We start from the raw sequence: 22515 nt of genomic DNA on the forward strand, positions 1-22515 counted from the left end.
CGATGAGCCCCGCCCGCCTCGCCGACGGCCTGTACATCTCCTTCTGGATACCGGCGGCGGTGCTCACCGCCGCGCTCGCGATCAAACTGCCCAGCATCATCAAGCTGTGGAAGGACCCGCTGCTGCGGGCCGTCGGCGGTCTCCTCGTCCTCGCCTGCGCCGTCTTCGTCTTCGCGGCGCCGCCGACCATCACCCGGGTCAACCGCGCCACCGGCGTCCCGAACTTCTCGGCGCCCCTGGTCTACAGCCTCATCACCGCCTTCTGCGGGTCCTGTCTGCTGCTCATCACCGCCTGGCGCAACGGCATCTCCGACCGCTCCGCGACGACCCGCCGCGCCACCCGGTGGGTGGTGAGCGTCTACTCCTGCGTGGCCGTCGCGCTGTGGGTGCTGTTCGCGTTCGCCGACGCGCCCGTCGAGCGGGTGCGCGACCTCGACACGTACTACGCCACCACCCCGTTCATGCGCGAACTGATCGTGCTCTATCTGCTCGCGCACACCGTGGCCTGTCTGATCAGCTGCCGGCTCATCCGGAACTGGATCCGCGCCGACGGGCTCGACGCCTGGCTGCGCGGCGGCCTGAAACTCCTCGGCGTCGGCTACGCGACGAACCTGGTCTACGACGCCGCCAAGGCCGCGGCGGTCGGCGCCCGGTGGACCGGCCACGACCTGGACTGGCTGAGCACCTCGCTGGCACCGCCGGTCGCCTGCGTCTCCGCCATCCTCATCGCGGCGGGCTTCATCCTCCCGCACACCGGCCAGTACCTGCACCGCCGTGGCCGCACCCGGCTCAGCCACTGGCGGCTGCGGCCGCTGTACCGGCTCACCCGGAACGCCACCGGAGGCCGTGTCCCCTTCAAGCTGCGGGCCACCCCCGAACTGCGCCTCACCCGCCGCGAGACGTTCATCCGGGACGCGCTGCTCCACCTCGCCCGGTACATCGACCAGGACCTGGACCGGCGCGCCTACGGTGCGGCCGTGGACCTGGGCCGGGACGCCCGCCGGGCCCGCCCGCTCGCCCACGCCGTGACCATCCAGGCCGCCGTCGACGCCAGGCGCCGCTCCCGCGCGGAGGCCCCCGCGCCGCTGGACAGCCCGGACATCGAGGAGCTGCTGGAGGAGATCGAGGCCGTGTCCCGGGCGCTGCGCCGCACCGACGACATCAGGGCGGTCCGCGCGCGCGTGGCCGCGGCGGCACCCGCGCACCTCGGCTGAGGCCCGCCGGGACCGCCCGGCCGGAAGGCGTCCCGGCACGGGCCTCGACGCGCGCCCCACGTCCCCGCTGCGGCCGGACGGCCACCCGTGGGCGCGGCGTCATCGTGTAGGAACGGTGGTGACGGTCTCAGGCGGAACGTCCCTACTGGCAAAGGAGCACACGTGTCCTCCCTCTTCCCGGCCCTGGTGGGCGGCTCGGTCGCGGAGCGGTCCGCGCTGCGCTTCGGTGAGCGGTCCCTGACGTACGCGCAGCTCGCCGCCTCGGCCGGGGCCCTGGCCGCGCGGCTGGACGGTGCCGGGAGGGTCGCCGTGTGGGCGACGCCGACCCTGGAGACGGCCGTCGGCGTGGTGGCCGCGCTGCTCGCCGGAGTGCCCGCGGTGCCCCTCAACGCGAAGTCCGGGGAAGGTGAACTGGAGCACATCCTGACCGACAGCGCGCCGTCCGCGGTGCTCGCCGCCCCCGGGGACGAACTGCCCGGTCCCGTGCGGGCGTTGCGACGGATCGACGTCGTCGCCGAGCCGGCCGGCCACGGGGCGGTGCCGCCGCTGCCGCCGGAACCTGCGGGACCGGCGGACCCCGCGCTCGTCGTGTACACCTCGGGCACCACCGGCCCGCCGAAGGGCGCCGTCATCCCCCGCCGGGCGATCGCCTCGACGCTGGACGCGCTGGCCGACGCCTGGCAGTGGACGGGCGACGACGTGCTCGTGCACGGGCTGCCGCTGTTCCACGTGCACGGGCTGGTCCTCGGCGTCCTGGGGCCGCTGCGGCGCGGCGGCTCCGTCCGGCATCTGGGGCGGTTCAGCGCGGAGGGCGTGGTCCGGGAGCTGAACCGCGGGGCGACCATGCTGTTCGGGGTGCCGACGATGTACCACCGGCTGGCCGAGACGCTCGACACGGATCCGAAGGCCGCCGAGGCCCTCGGCCGGGCACGGCTGCTCGTGTCGGGGTCGGCCGCGCTGCCGGTGCACGACCACGAGCGGATCACGGCGGCCACCGGGCGCCGGGTCGTCGAGCGGTACGGCATGACGGAGACCCTGATGAACACGAGCGTCCGGGCGGACGGGAAGCCGCGGCCCGGGACCGTCGGGGTGCCGCTGCCGGGGGTCGGCCTGCGGCTCGTGGAGGAGGACGGCTCCGTGCTCGCGGGGTACGACGCCGACGGCACCCCCACCGGCGCGCACGACGGCGGGAGCGTCGGCGAGATCCAGGTGCGCGGGCCGAACCTGTTCACCGAGTACCTCAACCGGCCCGACGCGACCGCCGCCGCGTACACCGAGGACGGCTGGTTCCGCACCGGCGACATGGCGGTCCTCGACACCGACGGCTCCGTGCGCATCGTCGGCCGCAAGGCCACCGACCTGATCAAGAGCGGCGGCTACAAGATCGGCGCCGGGGAGATCGAGAACGCGCTGCTCGAACACCCGGGGGTGCGTGAGGCAGCCGTCACCGGGGAACCGGACGAGGACCTGGGCGAGCGCGTGGTGGCCTGGATCGTTCCCACGGACCCGCAGTCCCCGCCGTCCGCGGCCGAGTTGGCCGACCAGGTGGCCCGCAGGCTGGCCCCGCACAAGCGGCCGCGCGTCGTGCACGTCCTGGAGTCGCTGCCCCGCAACGACATGGGCAAGATCCTGAAGCGGGCGCTGAAGCGTGGCTGAACGGATCCCGGCCCGCGCGGCCGTCGCCCTGCTCACCGACGACTTCGTGCCCTTCCCCGCCCCGAAGGGAACGCACCCGCCCGACGGTCCGCTGTCCTGGCGGGGATACGACGACGCGCGCGCCCGCGCCCGGGAGCGCACCGGCGAGGAGGAGTCCGTCGTCTGCGGCACCGCGCTCGTCGGTGCCGCACGGGCCGTGCTGGTCGCCTTCGAGTTCGGCTTCCTCGGCGGCTCGCTGGGGGTGCGCACCGGTGACCGGCTGGAGGCGGCGTACACGCACGCCCGCGCGCAACGGCTGCCCGTCGTCACGCTGGTCGCGACGGGCGGCAGCCGGATGCAGGAGGGCATGCTCGCGCTCACCCAACTCCAGCGGGTGGCACGGCAGTCGGCGCTCACCCGGGAGGCGGGGCTCGCCCAGATCGCCGTGCTGCGGGACCCGACGACGGGCGGCGGCTGGGCCACGCTGGGCGCGGGCGCCGATGTGACGCTGGCGCTGCCGGGCGCCCAGGTGGGTTTCGCGGGCTCCCGGGTCCGGCCGTCCGACGCGGACCCGGCGGCGTACACGGCACAGGCCCAGCTGGCGGCGGGCGCGGTGGACGACGTCGTGCCGGCGTCGGAGCTGCGCGGCACGCTCGCGCTCTGGCTCGACCTGCTCACCCGGTCCTCCGCCGGGGCCGCGCCGCCGCCCCGGGCGCTGGGCTCGGCCGGGCTGCCCGCCACGGGATGGGACGCGGTGCTCCGGGCCCGTTCCCCGCGGCGACCACGCGCCCACGCCTATCTGGACGCGTACTTCACGCACCGGGTCGCGCTCCGCGGGGACCGCTGCGGGGGCATCGACGAGGGCATGCTGTGCGGTGTCGGCCTGACGCACGACGGACGGTCCGTCGCGTACGCGGCCCAGTGCGGGACCGCGACGCGGCCGGCCGGGTACCGCACCGCCGCCCGGCTGGTCCGTCTCGCGGGCCGGCTCGGCATCCCCGTGCTGACGCTGGTGGACACGCCGGGTGCGGCGAACGACGCGGACGCGGAGCGGCAGGGCGCGGGTGCCGCGATCGCGGACCTGTTCGCCGCGGTGGCGACGGCACGGACGCCGGTGACCACGCTGGTGATCGGCGAGGGCGGCTCCGGCGGTGCGCTCGCACTGGCAGCGCCCGGCAACACCTGGGCCACGCCGGACAGTTACTTCTCCGTCATCGCCCCGGAGCTCGCGGCCGCCATCCTGAAGCGGTCCCCGGACGAGGTGCGCGGCACCGCGGACCAGCTCCGCGTGCGTCCGCAGGATCTGCTGGAACTCGGTGTGGTCCGCGGCATCGTGGAGAGCGCGGCGGTCTGAGCGGACCCGGCGACGCCGGCTCCCCCTCCGAGGGGAGCCGGCCCCGTCCGTGCGGGAGCGGTGGCCGCGCACCCGGTGGTGGCTAGCGCACCCCGGTCGCGCGGATGATCTCCTGGCTCACCGAGCCGCCCCGGTCGTCGGCGGCAGAGGCCCGCAGCGAGACGTACGCGGTGCCGCGCGGCACGTTCAGCGTCCCCTTCCACGACGCCGTGCCGCCCGACAGCGGGACCGCCTTCCAGGTCCGGCCGTCGTCGTAGGACACCTCCAGCTTCGCGCCGCCGATGGTCCCGGTGTCCGGCGCGCCCTTCACGTACTCCGCGTGCAGGCCGACCGGCACCCGGCCGCCGCGCACGTCTCCCGCGAGGTCGGTGTCGATGTCGTAGCCGAGATTGAGCAGCGGCAGGAAGGTCCAGCGGTCGTCGGGGGTGGCCGCCGAGCGTACGGTCCACTCGGAGTGGCCCTTGGTGGACAGTCTCCAGCGGTCGGGGTCGAGGGTGGTGTCCGTGACGACCTTGTAGGTGTGCTCGTCGGCGGGCGCGTCCCAGACGTAGGCGCCGGAACTCGTCCTGCGGTCGACCAGTGTGCCGTCCTGGTACACCTCGGTGAACTGGGTCATCCCGCTGTCGTCGCTCCACACGTCGCCGAAGCCGGTGTGGTCGGGCCCGGAGTCGCCCCAGCCGGGCGTGTTGAACTGGATCACGTTGCCCGAGCGCTGCTGCCCCCAGCCGAGCCCGGTGCCCAGGTACGGGTGCCAGACCGGCTTGAACCAGTCGAGCGGGGTCCGGGTGCCGCCCCGGTAGGCGATGAGTCCGCTGCGCTCCTCCAGCGCGCCCGCGCCGACGTTCACCGACTCGTGCCAGAGCTGCCCGGTCCCGGTGGAGACGTAGTCGGTCCGTTCGGCCGGGTAGTCGATGCGCTCCTGGAAGCCGATGCCGATGCGGAAGGTATCGGTGATCGAGTAGCGGTACTCGCTGCCCGACACGGGCTTCGCGGCATGGAACCGGGTGTTCAGCGTGGCCAGTTCACCGGCGCCGGGCTCGTAGGTGAGGTCTCCGCGCGGGACTCCGCCCCGGTGGCCCTGCGCGAGGTCGTACACGTACGGCGTGTTGCGCGTCCCGGTCATGTCGACCCGTCCGGCCGCGCGCAGCCGTGCCGCGTCCGCGGTGTCGACGGTGGCGATCTGCAGCGGCCGGTCCGTGTTGTCGTCCGTGCCGAACCAGGCGTTGAGGCGTCCCGCGGTGTCGTCGGTGACGAACAGGGCCGCGGCTCCCGCGTCCTGGGCGGCCTGGGCGAGGGCGGCGGGCTCGACACCGTCGGCGAGGCGGGCGAGCACGGCCTTGCCCCGCACACCGGTGAACGGACCGGTCCCCACGTCGGCCAGCGGCAGCCTGCTGCGTCCCTCGATCAGCGTGCCGCCCGGCTGGACGACCGCCTCGCGGACGCCGTCGACCTCCAGCAGCGGCTTCCCCAGCCGCCACACCGTGCGGTACTCGAAGCCGCCTTCGGTGACCTTCCCGGTCGGCGCGGCGAACACGCTGTCGTACTTGACGGGCACCTGGACCGCACCGAACAGGTCGGAGCCACCGCCGCTGCGGTCGTACTCCATCAGCAGCTGCCGGGTCTCGGTGCGCCGGTCGACCTTCGCCCTGATCTCCTTCAACTGCCTCCCGTCCAGGGTGACTTCGCGGTTGCGGTCGAGCTGTACCTGGGGCGCGGCGAGGAAGCCGAGACCGAGGGAGTCCGCGCCGCGGCTGCCGCGCACGTCGAGGAAGGACGTCAGGCTGTAGGTGCCGGGCTTCAGGCGGAGTTCCAGCGTGCCGGAGTCGCCGACCGTCACGGGATAGGGGTCGGCGCCCTGCGCCAGCTGCTGCACCGCGAGGTCGGCCGCCGTCGGCGCCCCGTCGCGGTCCTTGACGTGGACGGTGAGCGTGTACCGCTCCTCCTCCTTGACCAGCCCGAACACGGTGTGGGCGACGGGGGTGCCGGCGACCGAGGCGACGATCTGCCCGGAGGTGTTGCCCACGGGCGCCTTGCCGGCGTCGCCGGTCACGGTCGTGGACGCGGTGCCGTGCGCGGGCACGGTGAGCGCCCGGTCGGCGAGGGAGGCCACCCCGTCGGGGCCGCCCTGCACGGCGAGCGCCAACTCGACCGGCTGGTCGGAGGAGTTGGCGTAGGTGAGGGTCTTCGTGACGGGCTTGTCGTCCTCGTAGGGCCAGCTGTGGAAGCCGAGGTCGGCGCTGCCGGTGGCGGTGACCTCCGCGTCGACGGCGTCCGGCACGCTGACCCGGCCCGCGCCCAGCACGTAGGCGGACGCGTCCAGTTGCTCCGACGTCGACATCAGCGCGTCCTTGAGCCGGGCGCCGGACCAGTCCGGGTGCTTCTCCGCGAGCAGTGCGGCCACGCCCGCGACGTGCGGTGTCGCCATCGACGTACCGCTCATCGAGGTGTAGGGGCCGCTGCCTTCGACCAGGCCGGAGCGGGCCGCGAGGATGTCGACGCCGGGGGCGGAGAGGTCGGGCTTGAGCGCATTGTCGCGGTAGCGCGGTCCCGCGCTGGTGAAGTAGGCGGCCTCGTCGGCGGAGTCCACCGCGCCGACGGTGAGCGCGGAGTCGGCGGCGCCGGGCGAACCGATGGAGGAGGGCGCGCCGGTGTTCCCCGCGGCGATCACGAACAGCGCCCCGGTCTCCGCGGAGAGGCTGTCGACGGCCTCGGCCATGGGGTCGGTGCCGTCGCTGGCCTCGGTCGAGCCGAGGCTCATGGAGATCACCTTCGCGTGCACGTCGCGCGCCGCCCACTCCATGCCCGCGATGATCTGCGACTCGCTGCCCGAGCCCTGGTCGCTGAGGACCTTGCCGACGGCGAGCGTGGCGCCTGGTGCGACTCCCCGCTCCTTGCCGTCGGAGGCGGCTCCGCTGCCGCCGACGGTCGAGGTGACATGGGTGCCGTGCCCGTTGCGGTCGGCGACCTCCTGTCCTTCGATGAAGCTCTCGCTCCGGGAGACGCGCCCGGCCAGATCGGGATGGTCGGCGTCGACACCGGTGTCGAGGACGGCGACGGTGACCCCCTTGCCGGTGAGTCCCGCCTCCCAGGCCTTCGGAGTGCCGATCTGGGCGTTGCTCTCGGCCATGTCGGCCTTCACGCGCCCGTCGAGCCAGACCTTGCCGATGCCCGCCTGGCGGGTCACGGCCCGCCAGAAGGTGCGGCCCTTGTCCGCGTCGACGGCCGCGCCGCGGATGCTGGGCAGCTCCCGTTTCCGCTCCGCGCCGGACGGGACGGCCGCGCGCGCCTTGCGGTCGTAGGTCACGATGAGCGGCAGCTCGTGCGTCTGCCGGTCGGTCAGCCCCTGACGTATCAGCTCGCTCACGTCGAACAGGCGCCGGTCCAGGGTGCCCGCCCGCAGGTAGGGCAGCGCCTCGTCCGGTACGACGGTGACGACGCCGTTCGCCACCTGCGTGCGCACCGCGCCGGCCGCGCCCCGCGGCCGCTCGACGGACACGGTCTTCTTCCCGCCGCCCAGGTCGGTCACGGTCACCTTGTCGCCGGTGACGAGGGTGACGGTGCGGGCGGCGGACGCCGCCTTCGCCGGCTCGGGGGTGGCGGTGCCGGTGCCTAGCGCGCCCGCCCGCCCCGTGGGCAGCAGGGCGAGCACGAGCCCGGCCGACAACAGCGCCGCCCCGCGTCTTGCTGGTCCTCTGGTCGTCATCTCTGCCCTCTCCGCTCGGCTGTGCCCCGGCTGGGTCCGTACTCCGCTTCCGCTGTGCCCGGCTCCGCTCCCCCGTGCGGGACGGGCGCTGCGAAGAGTGTCAGGGGGCTTGTGTTGCAGGGGAGTTGACGCGACCTGGCGGGAAGGCGCCCTGGCGGCTTCCCGCCAGGACAGGCGGGTACGAGCCGCAGAAACCGGGACAGCTCCGAGCACCGTCCGTAACAATGGGGACGGCCGAGGGTCACGACGGACGGGGGAGCCGGCGCCATGGACGGACTGGTGGAGTTCAAGACCGACGAGGGTGCGCTGGTCGTCGTCGAGAGCGTCGACGACGAGACCGGATCGCGGCTGGTCGCGCGGGACGACGGGACCGTGCAGGCGGCCCGCACCTTCGAGGGCTCGCTGGAGGGCGTGCGGGCCGCCGCCCGCTCCGCGCTGCGGGTGTTCCGCGACGGCCTGAACCCCGACGCCGTGGAGATCGAGTTCGGCGTCAAACTCACCGCGGAAGCGGGTGCGTTGATCGCCAAGAGCGCCGTCGAGGGCCATCTCGTCGTCAAGCTCTCCTGGTCGCCGGGACAGTCCGGGGGCTCCGGCTCCGCGGAGACCGCCGCACGGTCATGAGCAGCGCCGCGTGGCACGCCAGGATCAGCTGCGGGCGGGAGACGGGTGCCGGGTTCCTCGTCACCGAGCGGCACGTGCTGACCTGCGCGCACGTGGTGGCGCGCAGTGGCACCGAGGAGGTGCGCGTCCGCTTCGGACCGGGCGTGCCGGACGGCAACGACGGCGACGGGCTGCCCGCCAAGGTCGTCGCGCACGGCGGCTGGGACGGCCGCGACACGGACCCCGGTGACGTCGCCGTCCTCGAACTCGACCGCGCCGTGGGCGTCGAACCCGCGCGGTTCGCACCCCCCGCCGACGCGTACGGCGACCCGCCACGCAGGCTCCTGGCGTACGGCTTCCCCAAGCGGTACGAGGAGGGGACGCTCGCCGAGTACCGGGCCACGGCCGATCAGCTGATCGCGGGCGAATGGGTCCAGCTGGAGGCGTGGGCGGCCCACGGCCAGCCCCTGGTGCCGGGGTTCAGCGGTGCCGCGGTCACCCTCGCGGACACCGGCCGGGTGGTGGGCATGGTCTCCGCCGCCGCACGCGACCCCCAGATCCGCAACGGGCGGATGCTGCCCGCGCACGTCATGGCCCGCTACTGGCCGCGGCTCGGCGAGCTGATCCCGACGCCGGAGTACGGGCGGGCGGAGAAGGAACGGCTGCGGGAACTGGTGCAGGGACGCGGCCCGGAGTTCGAGGGCCGCCCCGACTGCAGCCCCGAGCGGCTCTACAGCGACGCGGTGGGACCGTTCGGGCCGCCGCTGCCGGCCCGGCGGTTCGGCTCGCTGTGGGACGCGGCCTGGTACCTGCTCTCCGAGGTGCCCGACACCGGCGCCGTCGCCCGGTTCGCCGCGCGGCTCGCCGACTTCGTGGAGGACGCGCCGGCCCGCGGCGCGCTGCGGGCCTGGCCGTCCCGGCCGCACGACCGTCACCCCCGGCCCCCGCTGCCCGGCCCCCCGGCGGCACACCGCCCGGCGGCCGACCGGCAGCCCTGGTCGCCGATCCTCGTCGAGATCGCGCCGAGCGGCTCGGGCGACCACCACTTCCTGGTCGAGGTGTCCGCGTACACCGGCCGGCACCGCAGGGTCGTCGGCTCGCGCGCGCTGCCCGCCGACCGGGTCCGCGGCTACGCCCTCCAGCGCATCGACGAGGCCTACCACGAACTGGAGCCGGAGGCCCGGGAGCTGATCGCGTTCGTCCTGCCCCGCCGCTGGCTCAACACGGACGTGGCGCACTGGCAGCGCAGCGCCGACGACGACAGCCCGCTCGGCTCCTTCGCCCCGCTCGTCGTGATGGACCTGGAGCGGCGGCGCAGCGGCGGGCTCCAGCACAAACTGCTGCAGAAGTGGCAGCGCCTCGACGCGCAGCCCGCGGCACGGCTGCACCGCATCGGCTGCGGGGCCCTCGGCCAGGACCCGGTGCGGCTGACGATCGGGCTGCGACGCGGCGCGGACATGGTGGGGTTCGCGGCCCCGCCCCGCGCGGGCGGCCCCCGGCGGCTGTTCCAGGCGAGCCTGAACGCGGCGGTGCCGGTGATGTTCTGGCCCCGCACCGGGTGCCGCGGGGACCATCGCGGGGCGGCGCACGAGGACTGCACGGGCGCCGCGTTCCTGGACCGGCTCGCGGAACACCTCGCGGACCTTCCGCCGTCCGAACTTCCCTCCCACATCCATGAGTTGCGGGAGGCCGCATACGCCTCCGACGCGTCCGAACCGCACTGGGCGTACGACCTGGCGCTGCTGTGGGAGGACCCCAGATGCCTGCCCGACCCCGTCGGCTATCTGCACTCACCCGTCGGCTGAGCACCCGTCCGCCGTCCGGCCGGCCCGCTAACGAGGAGAGACCATGTCCCTGTGGCCCGTCTACACGGGTGGGAGCGAGCCCCACGACGGCATCGCGAAGCTGCCGGCGCCGCCGCCGTGGCGCGACTTCGACGGCGGCCCCGAGCTGGACACGCCCGCCGTGGACGACGACACCTCGGCGGCCTCCCCGGACCGCAGGCACCGCGCCCGCACCTACCGCGCCACGGACCGCGCCGTCCAGCTCGTCAACGCGGCCCTGTACCTGCGCCGGCCGCTGCTGGTGACGGGCCCGCCGGGCAGCGGGAAGTCGAGCCTCGCGTACGCGGTGGCGCGCGAGCTGCGGCTCGGGCCCGTGCTGCGCTGGAACATCACCAGCCGCACCACCCTGCGCGACGGGCTCTACCAGTACGACCCGCTGTCCCGCCTGTACGCCGCGGGCCGAGCCGCCGCGCAGGAACCGGCCGCGGACGACGGGATCCAGGACCATCTGCGCCTCGGCCCCCTCGGCACCGCCCTCCTGCCCTACCGGCGGCCCCGGGCGCTGCTCATCGACGAGATCGACAAGAGCGACCTCGACCTCCCGAACGACCTGCTGAACATCCTGGAGGAGGGCGAGTACGAGATCCCCGAGCTGGTCCGCGCGGCCCGGCACACACCCGCCGCCGAGGTGATGATCGCGGGAACGGACGACCGTGTCGCGGTCCTGCGGGGCCGCGTCCGCTGCCGGGCCTTCCCCTTCGTGGTGCTGACCAGCAACGGCGAACGCGAGTTCCCGCCCGCCTTCCTGCGCCGCTGCGTCCGACTCGAACTCCACCAGCCGCGCGACGCCCACCTGGAAGCCATCGTCCGGGCCCACCTCGGCGAGCCCGACGCCTATGCCCGGGAGCTGATCACCCGATTCCTCTCCCGCGGCACCGGCGGTGAACTCGCCACGGACCAGCTCCTGAACGCCATCTACCTGACGGGGGCCGCGGGCATCGACGCCACGTCACGGGACGACCTGGCGGAGCAGCTGATGCCGTACCTGAGCCGCACCCAGGACGACGATGAGTTCTGATCCCGCCGACGCGACCGGCATGCCCGGCACGTGGGACGGCACGGCCGCCGGCGAGGGGCCCGCGCCGGGACCCGCCGCGCTCGCCCGGCTGCTCGGGCAGGTCACCGGCGGGGAGCCGCCGGGCTCCGTGGAACTGGCCGAACTGCTGTGGCTCGCGGGGCATGCCGAAGGGGACTCGGAGCCCGGGCGCGCGCCCCGGCCGCCGTCCGCCGGACGTGAGCCCTCCGGCACCCCGGCCACGCCGGGAACTCCCCCGCCGGCCGGCCCGCCACCGCCCGCGCCCCCGGTCGGCCCCGGGGCCGAACCGCCCGCGGGGTCACGGCACTCCGAGGACCGTGTCCCCCTCCTGCTGCCCGGCAGCGGCGACGCGTCCGGCAGCGGCGGACCCGGCGACGACGACGGACCGCACACCACGCTCCTCGCCCCGGCGCCGCCGATGCTGCCCCACCCGCTCGCGCTCCAGCGCACCCTGCGCCCCCTCAAGCGCCGGGTGCCCGCGCCCGTCGGCCAGGAACTCGACGAGGAGGAGACCGCGCACCGCATCGCCCGGCTCGGCGCCGCACCACCCTGGTGGATGCCCGTGCTGCGTCCGGCGACGGAACGCTGGCTGACCCTGCACCTGGTGCACGACACCGGGCCCACCATGCCCGTCTGGCGCCCGCTCGTCCGCGAACTGCACACCGCGCTGGCCCAGTCGGGCGTCTTCCGGACGGTGGAGCTGCACCGCCTCACCTCCGGCGGAACGGTACGGCGGCCGGGCTCGCAGGAGGCCTACGCCGACGGGCGCACGGTCACCCTGCTGGTCAGCGACTGCATGGGTCCCCAGTGGCGGGGCGGACCGCCGGGCACCCGCTGGTACCGCACGCTGCGCCGCTGGGCGGCCCGGATGCCGGTGGCCGTGCTCCAGCCGCTGCCCGAACGCCTGTGGCGCACCACCGCCCTCCCGGCGACGACCACCCGGATCTCCGCCCCATGGCCCGCCGCCCCCAACTCGGCCTACTCCGTGGACTCCTACGCCCCCGCCGACCCACACGGATCCGCGCCGCTGCCGCTGCCCGTGCTGGAACCCTCGGCGCCCTGGCTGGCGAACTGGTCGGCGCTCGTGGCCGGTTCGGGTCAGCTCCCTGGTTCGGTGGCACTGCTGGACGCCGCTCCCCCGCCCGCCCCGCTGGACGAGCAGGGCCGCGGCGACGTCGAGCAGCTCTCCCCGGAGGAACTGGTCCTCCGCTTCCGGTCCATCGCCTCCCCCGAGGCCTTCCGCCTCGCCGGGCATCTCGCCGTCGGCCGGGCCGAACTGCCCGTCATGCGGCTGGTCCAGGCCGCGATCGAGCCCAGCCCGCAGCCGCAGCACCTGGCGGAGGTCATCCTCAGCGGAGTACTCAGCAGCACACCGGGCCCGCCCGGTTCGTACGCCTTCCGCCCCGGCGTCCGCGAGCTCCTGCTGGGCACGCTGCCGCGCACCGCGCACACCCGCACGGCCGAACTCCTCTCCCGGGTGGGCGCGTTGATCGACGTCCGGGCGGGGGTGGCCGCCGGCGAGTTCCCCGTGCTCGCTCCGGGGCGTGGGGACGAGCGGGGCGGCGGCGAGCCGATCGCGACGGTGCGGGAGGAGAGTCTCAGGAGGCTGGGCGGTGCGAGGCCGCCGCGCTCGGGAGGTCTGGTGCTCGGCCGGTACCGGCTGGTGCGGCGGCTCGGGACGAGCGGCGGACACGCGCTGTGGCAGGCGACGGACACCGCGGCGGACCGCACCGTGACCGTGCACCAGTACCCCGCCCCTTCCGCACGGCACCAGCTGTTCCTGGAGCGCGCCCGCGCCCTCGCCGCCGTCGGCCACGCCCATGTGATCGCCGTGCGCGACTACGGGATCGACGACGGACTGCCGTGTCTCGTCACGGAGTTCGTCGAGGGGCTCACCGTCGCCGAGCTGACGGCGGAGGGCGGCTTCGGGCTGCCCTTCTCGCTGCTCGCACCCCTGGCTCAGCAGGTGGCGGACGGCCTGCGGGCCGCGCACGAGAAGGGCGTCGCCCACGGCCGGCTCGCCCCGAACGCGCTGCTCGTCGCCCCGGACGGCACCGTGAAGATCACCCACTTCGCGCTGGACGCGGAGCGGCCTCCCGACCAGTCGCAGGACCTGAGCCGCTTCGGCCATCTGCTGCGGCGGCTGGCCGGCGGCGACTCGGCGCCCGAACTCGGCGCCATCCCGGGCGAGTTCAGGGCGTTCTTCGACGACGCCCTCACCCCGCTCACCTCCGCGGACCTGGAGGCCCAGCGACGCGGCAGGGACCTCTTCCTCACCCCCTCCTTCGCCCAGGTTCTCCAGGCCGGGGAGGCCGCCCGGTTCCGGTACCGCCTGCTGGGCCCCGTGCGGGTCAGCCAGGGCAGCCGCCCGCTGGCCGCCGGCGCGCCCCGGGAACAGGCCCTGCTGTGCATGCTGCTCCTGCGCCGCGCGCGGACGGTGACGCACGAGGAACTGATCCAGGGCCTGTGGGGGCGTCGGCGCCCGCAGCGCGCGGCACGGCTGCTGTCCACGTACGCGGCCGGTCTGCGCAGGACCCTGGGCCCCGGCGTGCTGGCCACCACCGCGGACGGCTACGCCCTCCTCGCGGACCCCGGGGGCGTCGACCTGAACCGCTGCGAGGAACTGATCGCCCGCTCGAAGGCCCTCCGGGACGAGCAGAACCCGGCGGGAGCGCGCGCCGCCGTCCGCGAGGCGCTCGCCCTGTGGCAGGGCCAGCCCGTCGACGGCGTGCCCGGACCCGCCGCCGAGACGACCCGCGGCCGGCTGCGCGCCCTGCGCCTCACGCTCTGCGCCACCCGCGCCGAACTCGACCTGGAGCTCGGCCGCTTCGAGCGCGCGGCGGCCGACCTCACCGAACTGCTCCGCTCCCACCCCCGGCGGGAGGACTTCCGGCGGCTGCACATCCTCGCCCTCAAGGGCCAGGGCCGGATCGCCGAGGCCATCGAGTCGTACGAGGCGTTCGAGGAGGCCAACGCACAGTACGGCGAGCCGAGCACGACGATGCTGGAGCTGTACCGCGAGCTGCGCGGCGCCCCGGAACGCGCCCGGCCCACCATCGTCGTCGAGTACCTCGATCCCGGCGAGCAGGCCCGGCAGCCCCGGAGTCACAGCGCCGTCGGCCGCACCCTGGCCTGGCTGCTCTCGCTGAGCGACATGGCCCCCCGCGACTACGAGCTGCTGGCCCGCGACAACGGCTACCTCGTGATCACCGAGCCCGAGGCGTCCGTACTGACCGCGCTGCACGCCGTCATGCGGGAACTGCCGGGCGCCCTGATGGAGATGGAGGATCCGCCGCGGCTGTCGGTCACCTTCTGGCACACCGCGCAGTTCACGCCCGCGGACCGTGCCGCGACCCTCACCGCCGACGTCGGCTCCGGCCGCGACGTCGTCATCGTCCTGTCCCCGCCGCTGCACGAGGAGCTGATGGGCGGCGGCACGGCCGACACCGACGCCTCCTTCCTTCCCCTGCGCTGGGAGGGGGCGGGCCCTCCCGTGGCCTGGTACTGCCCGCTGGACCTGCCGGAGCGGGCGCCGGAACCGGGCGAACGGGACCTGGTGCGAGGTCCGTTCACCCAACGCGAGATCGAGCGGATCCGCGTCCCCGAGCAAGGCCGCGCGGCCGTCGTGCACACGGAACCCGACGGTTCGCTGACACTCCTCGACCCCGCCCGGCCACTCGGCAAGCGCCCGCCGCGGTACCTGATCACGTACTACGAGGTCGATCTGACCCCGCACGGGACCACGCACGAGCTGCACCTGCCCAGCTCCGGGCGCGGCGCCTTCGCCGCGTCGGTCGACCTGTCCTGGCACGTGGACGACCCGGTGGCCTTCGTCCGCAGCGAGACCACCGACGTGTCCGGACTGCTCCTCGACCACCTGGTCAGGGAGGCCGGGCGCATCACGAGGCGCCATCCGCTGACGCGCGCGGGCGCCGCCCAGCGCGCGGTGCACGACGGGCTGCGAAGATGGCCGGTGCCGGGGCTGTCGGTCGGGTGTTCGGTACGGCTGCGCCCGGGCGCGCCGGCGTCGCAGACCCCGCCTCCCGAACCGTCGGAGCAACCGGTGGAGCGCACGGCGCCGCACGGGAGGGCGGGGCGTCACCCCGCGGATTCCCTGCTGGGCGACGCCGTGTGCGTGCTCCTCGGCTTCCACGGCACCCTGGCCCGGCTGTGGGGCGGCGTGCAGCGCGACGCCGTGAACCGCGAGCTCGCCACGCTCCTCGTGGAACTGCGCAGTCCCGACGACGCCCTGAGCGGCATTTCCCTGCCGGGCGGGGGCGCACCCACACCGCCTCTTGAGGGACACCCCGATCCGTACGACCTGCTGCGCGCGTTCGCGGACCACCGGTCCGGGTCCGAACTGCGGCGACGGCTGGACCGGCTGGAGGCGGCGGCCGCCGCCTCGGCGTCACCCGTCCCGTACGCGGACTCCCTGGTCCGCGCGCTCGCGGACACCGGCCGGGGCCCCGCCGTCGTCACGAACGCCTCGCGGCGCGCCGTCCTGTCGTACCTGACGTCCCGGGGTCTGGCGGACTCGGTGACCGGCGGAGTGCACGGACGGTCCGACGACCTCGCTCTGCTGATGCCGGACCCCGACTGCCTCCGGCGCGCCCTGGACGAACTGGGGGTCGCCGCCCAGGAGGCTCTGCTCATCGGCTCCACCGTCGCCGAACTGGCCGCCGCGGACGCCATCGGCCTCCCCTTCGTCGGCCTGACCCGGCAGACGGGGGTGGAGCGGCGGCTGACCCGGGCGGGCTGCGAGCGCATCATCACGTCTCTGGAACCGGTTCTCGATGCGGTGCGTACCTCCTAGACGCGTGTCCTTCCCCAAGACCACCCGTCCAGCGGCACCCCGCCCGGCCCCCCACAGAAGGCGTCGCCCCGGCGGCCCGCGCACGATGCGAAAGAGGACCGCCGCCCGGCGGGGCCCATGCTCTGCGCTCTCGGAGGACCTGCCATGACCGCCAGTCTGGAGCAGCTGCGCCGTTGCCACTTCGCCGTCGACCTGGGCGCCGCGCGGACCCGGGTGTACGTGAAGGGCGCGGGCCTGGTCGTCGACCAGCCGAGTGTCGCCGCGATCAACACGAACACGGGCGCGCTGATCGCGGTGGGCGAGTTCGCGGAGAAGATGACGGGCCGTACGCCCGACTACATCCGTGTGATGCGGCCGGTGTCCGGCGGCACGGTCGTCGACATCGAGATGGCCCAGCGGATGCTGCGCCAGCTGCTCGGCGACAAGGTCCGCCGCGCGCTGCGCCGCAAGCCGCGGTTGCGGGCCGCCGCGTGCACCCCGCACGACGCGGACCCACTGGCGCAGCGCGCGGCCGTGGAGACGCTGGTCGGGCTGGGCGCACGGCGGGTCGAGCTCGTCGACACGCTGATCGCCGCGGCCGTCGGCTGCGGACTGCCCGTGGAGCAGCCCGAGGCCACCATGGTCATGGTGTGCGGTGCCGCCGCGACGCAGCTCGCGGTGCTGTCGCTGGGCTCGATCGTCACCGCTGAGCGGGTCCCGGTGGGCGGCGAGGCCGTCGACCACGCGATCGTGCAGCACCTGCGACACCAGCACGAGCTGATGCTGCCGAGCCAGGCCGTACGCCCCCTCCAGCTGGCCCTCTCGGGCAACGGGCTCACCGCGCAGGGCCCGACGTCCACGGAGATCCACGGCCGCGACGTGGCGACCGGCCTCGCCCGTTCCGTGCAGGTCGACACGGCCGCCGTGCGCAACGCCATCCAGACACCGCTGACCGCCGTGCTGGACGGCATCGGCAAGGTGCTGCGCACATGCCCGCCGGACCTGGTGGCCGACCTCGCCGACCGCGGGATCATGATGGTCGGCGGAAGTGCGCTGCTCCCCGGGCTGGACCAGATGCTGCGGGAGGCGACGGGGATGCCCGTCCACATCGCGGAGAGGCCGGACGTCTGTGCCGTGCAGGGGCTGGGCTACATGCTGGAGGGCATGATCCAGCCGATGATCCTGGACCCGCTGGCGGGCTGACGGCCCGACCGCCGAGGGCGCCGCATGACCGACCCGGTCCCCCGCCTCCCGTCCCTGCTGGAGGCCGTCCTCAGCGTCGGCACCGACCTCGATCTGCGCGCGACGCTCCAGCGCATCGTGGACGGCGCGGCGGAGCTGACGGGTGCGCGCTACGCGGCGCTGGGCATGAACGATCCGGGCCACGACGGGCTCGTCGAGATCCGTGCGGCGCGTCCGTACGCGCCCGGCACCGAGAAGGGTTCCGCGGTCCCGGCCGGTGACCGCCTGGAGGTTCCGCTGCGCATCGGCGACGAGGTGTTCGGCGACCTCTGGCTCGCCGGCAAGCCGGACGGGCCGTTCACCGAGGAGGACGAGGAACTGCTGCGGGTCCTCGCCACGCAGGCCGGCATCGCGATCGCCAACGCCCGCCTGTACGAGACGGCACGGCAGCGCGAGCGCTGGATCGAGGGTGCCGCCGCCGTGACGACCGCGCTGCTGACCGCCGACGAGGCGTCCGACGCGCTGGCGATCGTCGCCGAACGGGCCCGCGTCCTCGCCGGCGCCACGGCGGGCGTCATCCTCCAGCCCGACCGGGCGGGCGGCATGGAGATCGTGACCGCGTCCATGCTCGGCGATCCCGGGAACATCGTGGGCGCCACCATCGCCCCGGGCAGCCCCGTACTGGATCAGCTCCTGAGCGGTGAGCCGGTGTTCATCGACGACTCGGCGACGGACCCGCGGATGACGACGCATGTGCGCACCAGGTTCGGGCCGAGCATGATGCTCCCCCTCCAGGCGGAGGGCCACCTGATCGGCACGCTGGCCCTGCCGCGCACGCGCGGCGGCCGGCCGTACACCTCGGTGGAGCGGCTGCTCGCCACGCAGTTCGCCTCGCAGGCCGCGCTGGCCCTGGTCCTCGCGGACGCCCGGAACCGCCGTGAGCGGCTCGCGGTGTACGAGGACCGCGACCGCATCGCCCGGGATCTGCACGATCTGGTCGTGCAGCGGCTGTTCGCGACCGGAATGATGCTGGAGTCCACGCGGCGCAGGAGCGTCGTGGCGGGCGGCGAGGACGTGTCCGTGATGCTCGGCCGGGCGGTCGACGAGTTGCGGGCGACCGTCCAGGAGGTCCGGACCGCGATCTTCGCCTTGCAGCAGCCGCCCGCCGACGCCCCCACCACGTTCCGCGGAAAGGTGCTGCGCGAGGCCGCCGGAGCGGCGGCGGTGGTCGGCTTCCAGCCGTCCGTGCGGTTCGCCGGTCCCGTCGAGAGCCGCCTCACGGAGCTGGTGGCCGGGCAGCTCCTGGCCGCGCTGCGCCGGGCGCTGGCCGCGGCCACGCGTCGCGCCGGGGTGTCGTGGATCGAGGTGACGGTCGACGTGACCGCGACGCTTCCCGACCGCCGCCCCGGGGTCCGGCTGACCGTGCGCGACGACGGCGCCGCGGACGGCGCCCCTTCGGGAGCGGACCGCGGCATCCCCACGGGAGCCGACCGCGGCATCCCCACGGGAGCCGACCACGGCGTCCCCACAGGTGCGGACCGCACGAGCGGTCAGGGCCGGGGCGGCGGCGTGGAGGGCGGGGACGGGGTCGCGACCGGCGGGCGCGACGCGGGCGGGGACGACGCGAACACCACCGTCATCTGGCAGTCACCACTGTGACGTCGTGGCACCCGGCGAACTGACGTCCTCGAATGCCCCGGACGGCCCCACCGCCCGCTGCGACTTCCCGCCGCGCACGGGTCCCGACCGGCCAAGGCGTTTTTCGGCCGCTTCCGACGAAGTACTCGCCTCTTGTCGTTCTTATCGGGTAGAGTCCGCCGATCTCAGGTAGGGTCCGCGGTGGACGCAGTATTCCCCTATCCAAGAGTGGACAATCCTCAAATGAACGTTTCGGTGATGCCGACGACGCGCCGCCCCGTCGCCGCCCGGCCCGTGCGCAAGCAGCACACTCCTCTGTCGGCCATCGACCCGCTCGGAACAGCCGCGGTGCGGTCGGCCGGACGAGTGACGGACATCCCCGGGCGGCGCCCCACGAAGCCGATCACTTTCGACTCGGCTCTCTAGCCCCACAGACTTCGGACGGGCGCATCCGGCGGCGCAGAAGCCGCCCGGTGCGCCCGTCCGCGTGCGCCGGAGGCGTCAACCGGCTTGAAAGATCTGGAAGTTCGCGGTACAAGCAGCCCGCTGTCGGCACTACCCTTCACCAAGTGAAGCTTCAGCAGCTGGTCCTCAAGATCCACAGTCGATGCGACCTCGCCTGTGATCACTGTTATGTGTACGAACATGCGGACCAGAGCTGGAAAGGGCGCCCCACCTTTATTTCCGAGGAAACGCTCGGGATTGTCGCCCGGAGATTCGCGGAGTATGCCGATGAGCAGAAACTCCCGTCCGTTTCCGTGATCCTTCACGGTGGCGAACCGCTTCTCGTGGGACCCGTTCGCATGAGAAACATCTGTGCGGAACTCACACGCACTCTCGGCGAGGTCACGGAACTCGATCTCCGTATTCACACGAATGGCGTCCAGCTGAACACCCGGCATCTCGACGTGTTCCGGGAATTCGGCGTCAAGGTCAGTGTCTCGCTCGACGGAGACCGCGCCGCGAACGACCGGCACCGGCTCGACCGCCGGCACCGCAGCAGCTACGACCGGGTGCTGCGCGGGCTGGCCCTGTTACGCAGACCCGAGTACCGGCACCTCTACAGCGGCCTGCTGTGCACCGTGGACGTGGCCAACGACCCCGTGGCGGTGCACGACGCGCTGGTCGCGCTGGAGCCGCCGCGCATCGACTACCTGCTGCCCCATTCGACCTGGGACAACCCACCCCACAGACCCGTCGACTCGCCCACCGCGTACGCCCAGTGGCTGCTGCGGATCTTCGACCGGTGGGACGAACAGGGCCGCACGGTTGCGGTGCGCACCTTCGAATCCGTCCTCAGCACCCTGCGGGGCGGTCCGAGCCTGACGGAGGCCATGGGGCTCGCGCCCAGCGACCTGGCGGTGGTGGAGACGGACGGCAGCTTCGAGCAGGCCGACTCGCTGAAGACGGCCTATGCCGGAGCACCCGCCACGGGCTACGACGTGTTCGAGCACAGTTTCGGGGAGCTCGCCCGGCACCCCGGCGTACGCGCACGTCAGCTCGGACTGGCCGGGATCAGCTCCACCTGCAGGCGCTGCCCGGTCGTCGAGTCGTGCGGCGGCGGGCTCTACGCCCACCGGTACAGCACCGGCCGCGGCTTCGACAATCCGTCCGTGTTCTGCGCCGACCTGCGCGCGCTCGTCGACGGCATCGCCGAGCGGACCACCGACCGCGCGCTGAACCCGGCCGTCCACGACAGCGGTGAGCTGTGGTTCGCGCAGGGCGAGTCGATCCGGCACGCGCTGTCCCGCGCGATGGCCCGGCACACCGGGGAGGAGGACTGGGACGAGATGTGGCGGGCCCTGCTGGACCTCGACGGCAGCCCGCTGGGCCCGGCCCACGTCGACGACGTCCTCGCTCACCCCTATCTGTCCACCGCGCTCAAGGAGAGCCTGCACGACCGGCTCGACGGCCCGGCGCCGCTCGCCTCGGCGATCGCCGCCGTCGCCGTCCGCTCCGGCGCCGACCTCAAACTCCGCTGGCACCAGCGCACCCGTGAGCTGCATCTGCCCACCCTGGGCACCCTCACCCTCCCCGAACCGGGACGCGTCGAGGTCTCCGTCACCGCCGGCCGGCTGCGGGTGCGCACCCACACCGGCGAGGAGCGCGCGCCCGAGGACGGCCCCTCGGTGTGGCGCCCGCTGCCCGCCACGACCTTGACGGACGGCACCGTCCTGCTCCTCGACGACGCCGATCCGCTGCGCGACTGCTTCCCCGTGCCCGTCACGCCGCCGCTCGACCCCGGCCGGCTCGACGCGTTCGCCCGACGGCTGCACATGGCGTTCGACCTGATGGACGAACGCGCGCCCGGCTGGCGCACCGACGCGAACGCGCTGCTGGTCACCACGGTCACCCCGCTGAAGGAGGGCTCGGGCGTGCGGCTCGGAGCCCACGGTCTCGGGGCGCTCGGGGTGGCCGTCGACTTCGATCCGGAGGAGTTCCTGCGGGAACTGCCGCGCACCGGGCGGCGGGCGCGTCTCACCGCGCTGCGCGGCACGGCCGACCTGAACGTGCCCGGCAACCGTGCCGGCCGGCTGCTCGACGAGGCCAGCCGGGCGCTCGGCAACGCCACGTACTTCGCCGGCGACGCGGCCCTGCGGGCGGCCGCGCTGGACCGCGCGGAGCGCGCGCTGGAGCAGCTGGGCGAACGCCCGAAGGACGAACTCACCGAGACCGGTGTGGTGCTGGCCGAGGAACTGCGGGCGGAGTGGGCGGTCCTGTCGTGACCTCTCGCGGCGAACTGGCCGAGTTCTTCGCGGAGTTGGGGGTCCGTCGCGGCGGCGTCCTCATGGTGCACGCGTCGCTCGGCGGTGCGGGGGTGCGCGCCGCGGACGTACGGGACGGCCTCCTCGACGCGCTCGGTCCCGACGGCACGCTCGTCGTGCCCACCTTCACGCCGGAGAACTCCTTTACCTCACGTGCGTACAAGGCGCTCACCGCGGCCATGTCGGAGACCGAGGAGGCGGTGTTCCGGGCGTCGGTGCCGCCGTTCGACCCGGCGGCGACGCCCTGTCCGACGATGGGTGTGCTCGCCGAGTGCGTACGCACCACACCGGGCTCGGTGCGCAGCGGGCATCCGCACACCTCGCTGGCCGGCCTCGGCCCGCGCGCCGCGGAACTGCTGGGCGGGCACGACCCGCACTGCCACCTCGGCGAGGCCTCCCCGATGGCCGAGCTGTACGCGGCCGACGCACAGGTGCTGCTGCTGCGGGTGGGGTTCGAGGTGTGCAGCGCCTTCCATCTCGCCGAGTACCGGCTGCGTCCCGCGCCCGCCCGACGGTCCTACCACTGCGTGGTGGGCGGTCCGGGCCGCTGGACGGCGTACGAGGACATCGTGCTGGACGACGGGGACTTCGGGGCGATCGGGGCGCGCCTGCCGCGTGATCTTTGGACGGAACGGGAAATGGCGGGGAGAGCGGTGCTGCTCTTCGGGGTGCGGAAGGCCGTCGACCTGGCGGGTGTCCAGATGTCTGGATATCGACATGGTTTGACGTGAAAGAGGCGACCCGTGCGGGCC

At 74.2% G+C, this 22515-nt stretch carries 13 protein-coding genes; 12 read left to right on the plus strand and 1 reads right to left on the minus strand.

Annotated features, from left to right (window positions below; genetic code table 11):
• Positions 1 to 2 precede the first annotated feature (2 nt).
• The 3 genes from ACZ4IF_RS02715 (at position 3) to ACZ4IF_RS02725 (ending at position 4203) form a co-directional block, all read left to right on the plus strand.
• On the plus strand, positions 3 to 1214 hold the full coding sequence (locus tag ACZ4IF_RS02715) for an MAB_1171c family putative transporter (protein WP_467558909.1): 1212 nt from the start codon (positions 3 to 5) through the stop codon (positions 1212 to 1214).
• A gap of 162 nt (positions 1215 to 1376) precedes the next feature.
• Positions 1377 to 2870, plus strand: a complete 1494-nt coding sequence (locus tag ACZ4IF_RS02720) for an acyl-CoA synthetase (RefSeq protein WP_467558911.1) — start codon at positions 1377 to 1379, stop codon at positions 2868 to 2870.
• Entirely contained in the window at positions 2863 to 4203 is a 1341-nt protein-coding gene (locus tag ACZ4IF_RS02725; RefSeq protein WP_467558913.1) for a carboxyl transferase domain-containing protein, read from the plus strand. Before ACZ4IF_RS02720 ends, ACZ4IF_RS02725 begins: the two co-directional genes overlap by 8 nt.
• 82 nt (positions 4204 to 4285) lie before the next feature.
• Here the strand turns inward: ACZ4IF_RS02725 and ACZ4IF_RS02730 are convergent, their stop codons facing one another.
• A complete protein-coding gene (locus ACZ4IF_RS02730; protein ID WP_467558915.1) occupies positions 4286 to 7906 on the minus strand; it encodes a S8 family serine peptidase in 3621 nt (1206 codons plus the stop codon).
• 267 nt (positions 7907 to 8173) lie between these two features.
• Here ACZ4IF_RS02730 and ACZ4IF_RS02735 point away from each other — a divergent pair, with 267 nt between their 5' ends.
• The 9 genes from ACZ4IF_RS02735 to ACZ4IF_RS02775 all read left to right on the plus strand — a co-directional run bounded on the left by ACZ4IF_RS02735 (position 8174) and on the right by ACZ4IF_RS02775 (position 22494).
• On the plus strand, positions 8174 to 8527 hold the full coding sequence (locus ACZ4IF_RS02735; protein WP_467558917.1) for a CU044_2847 family protein: 354 nt from the start codon (positions 8174 to 8176) through the stop codon (positions 8525 to 8527).
• Entirely contained in the window at positions 8524 to 10311 is a 1788-nt protein-coding gene (locus ACZ4IF_RS02740; protein WP_467558919.1) for a VMAP-C domain-containing protein, read from the plus strand. The genes ACZ4IF_RS02735 and ACZ4IF_RS02740 overlap by 4 nt, the downstream gene beginning before the upstream one ends.
• A 43-nt stretch (positions 10312 to 10354) precedes the next feature.
• Complete coding sequence (locus tag ACZ4IF_RS02745; RefSeq protein WP_359487628.1) at positions 10355 to 11368, plus strand: AAA family ATPase; 1014 nt, start codon at positions 10355 to 10357, stop codon at positions 11366 to 11368.
• Entirely contained in the window at positions 11358 to 16199 is a 4842-nt protein-coding gene (locus ACZ4IF_RS02750; RefSeq protein WP_467558922.1) for an SAV_2336 N-terminal domain-related protein, read from the plus strand. Before ACZ4IF_RS02745 ends, ACZ4IF_RS02750 begins: the two co-directional genes overlap by 11 nt.
• A gap of 144 nt (positions 16200 to 16343) precedes the next feature.
• A complete protein-coding gene (locus tag ACZ4IF_RS02755) occupies positions 16344 to 17381 on the plus strand; it encodes a rod shape-determining protein (protein ID WP_467558924.1) in 1038 nt (345 codons plus the stop codon).
• A 24-nt stretch (positions 17382 to 17405) separates the two neighbouring features.
• Entirely contained in the window at positions 17406 to 19019 is a 1614-nt protein-coding gene (locus ACZ4IF_RS02760) for a GAF domain-containing protein (protein WP_467558926.1), read from the plus strand.
• Between the two features lie 222 nt (positions 19020 to 19241).
• Entirely contained in the window at positions 19242 to 19424 is a 183-nt protein-coding gene (locus tag ACZ4IF_RS02765; RefSeq protein WP_028800985.1) for a hypothetical protein, read from the plus strand.
• 143 nt (positions 19425 to 19567) lie between these two features.
• Positions 19568 to 21724 (plus strand): radical SAM/SPASM protein FxsBH, inactivated beta-hydroxylase extension form, encoded by a 2157-nt coding sequence (gene fxsBH, locus ACZ4IF_RS02770; protein ID WP_467558928.1) that lies wholly within the window; start codon positions 19568 to 19570, stop codon positions 21722 to 21724.
• Positions 21725 to 21786: 62 nt separating this feature from the next.
• Positions 21787 to 22494 carry an AAC(3) family N-acetyltransferase gene (locus tag ACZ4IF_RS02775; protein WP_467559934.1) on the plus strand — a complete coding sequence of 236 codons (708 nt, stop codon included), beginning with the start codon at positions 21787 to 21789 and terminating at the stop codon, positions 22492 to 22494.
• The last annotated feature ends 21 nt before the right edge of the window (positions 22495 to 22515 follow it).

Source organism: Streptomyces sp. NPDC025784 (genome assembly GCF_055558435.1).

Bases quoted from the DNA above. Each gene is read 5' to 3' on its own strand.
- ACZ4IF_RS02730 (WP_467558915.1), bottom strand. From the start codon at position 7,906: ATGACGACCAGAGGACCAGCAAGACGCGGGGCGGCGCTGTTGTCGGCC.
- ACZ4IF_RS02740 (WP_467558919.1), top strand. From the start codon at position 8,524: ATGAGCAGCGCCGCGTGGCACGCCAGGATCAGCTGCGGGCGGGAGACG.
- ACZ4IF_RS02735 (WP_467558917.1), top strand. From the start codon at position 8,174: ATGGACGGACTGGTGGAGTTCAAGACCGACGAGGGTGCGCTGGTCGTC.
- ACZ4IF_RS02715 (WP_467558909.1), top strand. From the start codon at position 3: ATGAGCCCCGCCCGCCTCGCCGACGGCCTGTACATCTCCTTCTGGATA.
- ACZ4IF_RS02765 (WP_028800985.1), top strand. From the start codon at position 19,242: ATGAACGTTTCGGTGATGCCGACGACGCGCCGCCCCGTCGCCGCCCGG.
- ACZ4IF_RS02775 (WP_467559934.1), top strand. From the start codon at position 21,787: ATGGTGCACGCGTCGCTCGGCGGTGCGGGGGTGCGCGCCGCGGACGTA.
- ACZ4IF_RS02745 (WP_359487628.1), top strand. From the start codon at position 10,355: ATGTCCCTGTGGCCCGTCTACACGGGTGGGAGCGAGCCCCACGACGGC.
- ACZ4IF_RS02755 (WP_467558924.1), top strand. From the start codon at position 16,344: ATGACCGCCAGTCTGGAGCAGCTGCGCCGTTGCCACTTCGCCGTCGAC.
- ACZ4IF_RS02760 (WP_467558926.1), top strand. From the start codon at position 17,406: ATGACCGACCCGGTCCCCCGCCTCCCGTCCCTGCTGGAGGCCGTCCTC.
- ACZ4IF_RS02750 (WP_467558922.1), top strand. From the start codon at position 11,358: ATGAGTTCTGATCCCGCCGACGCGACCGGCATGCCCGGCACGTGGGAC.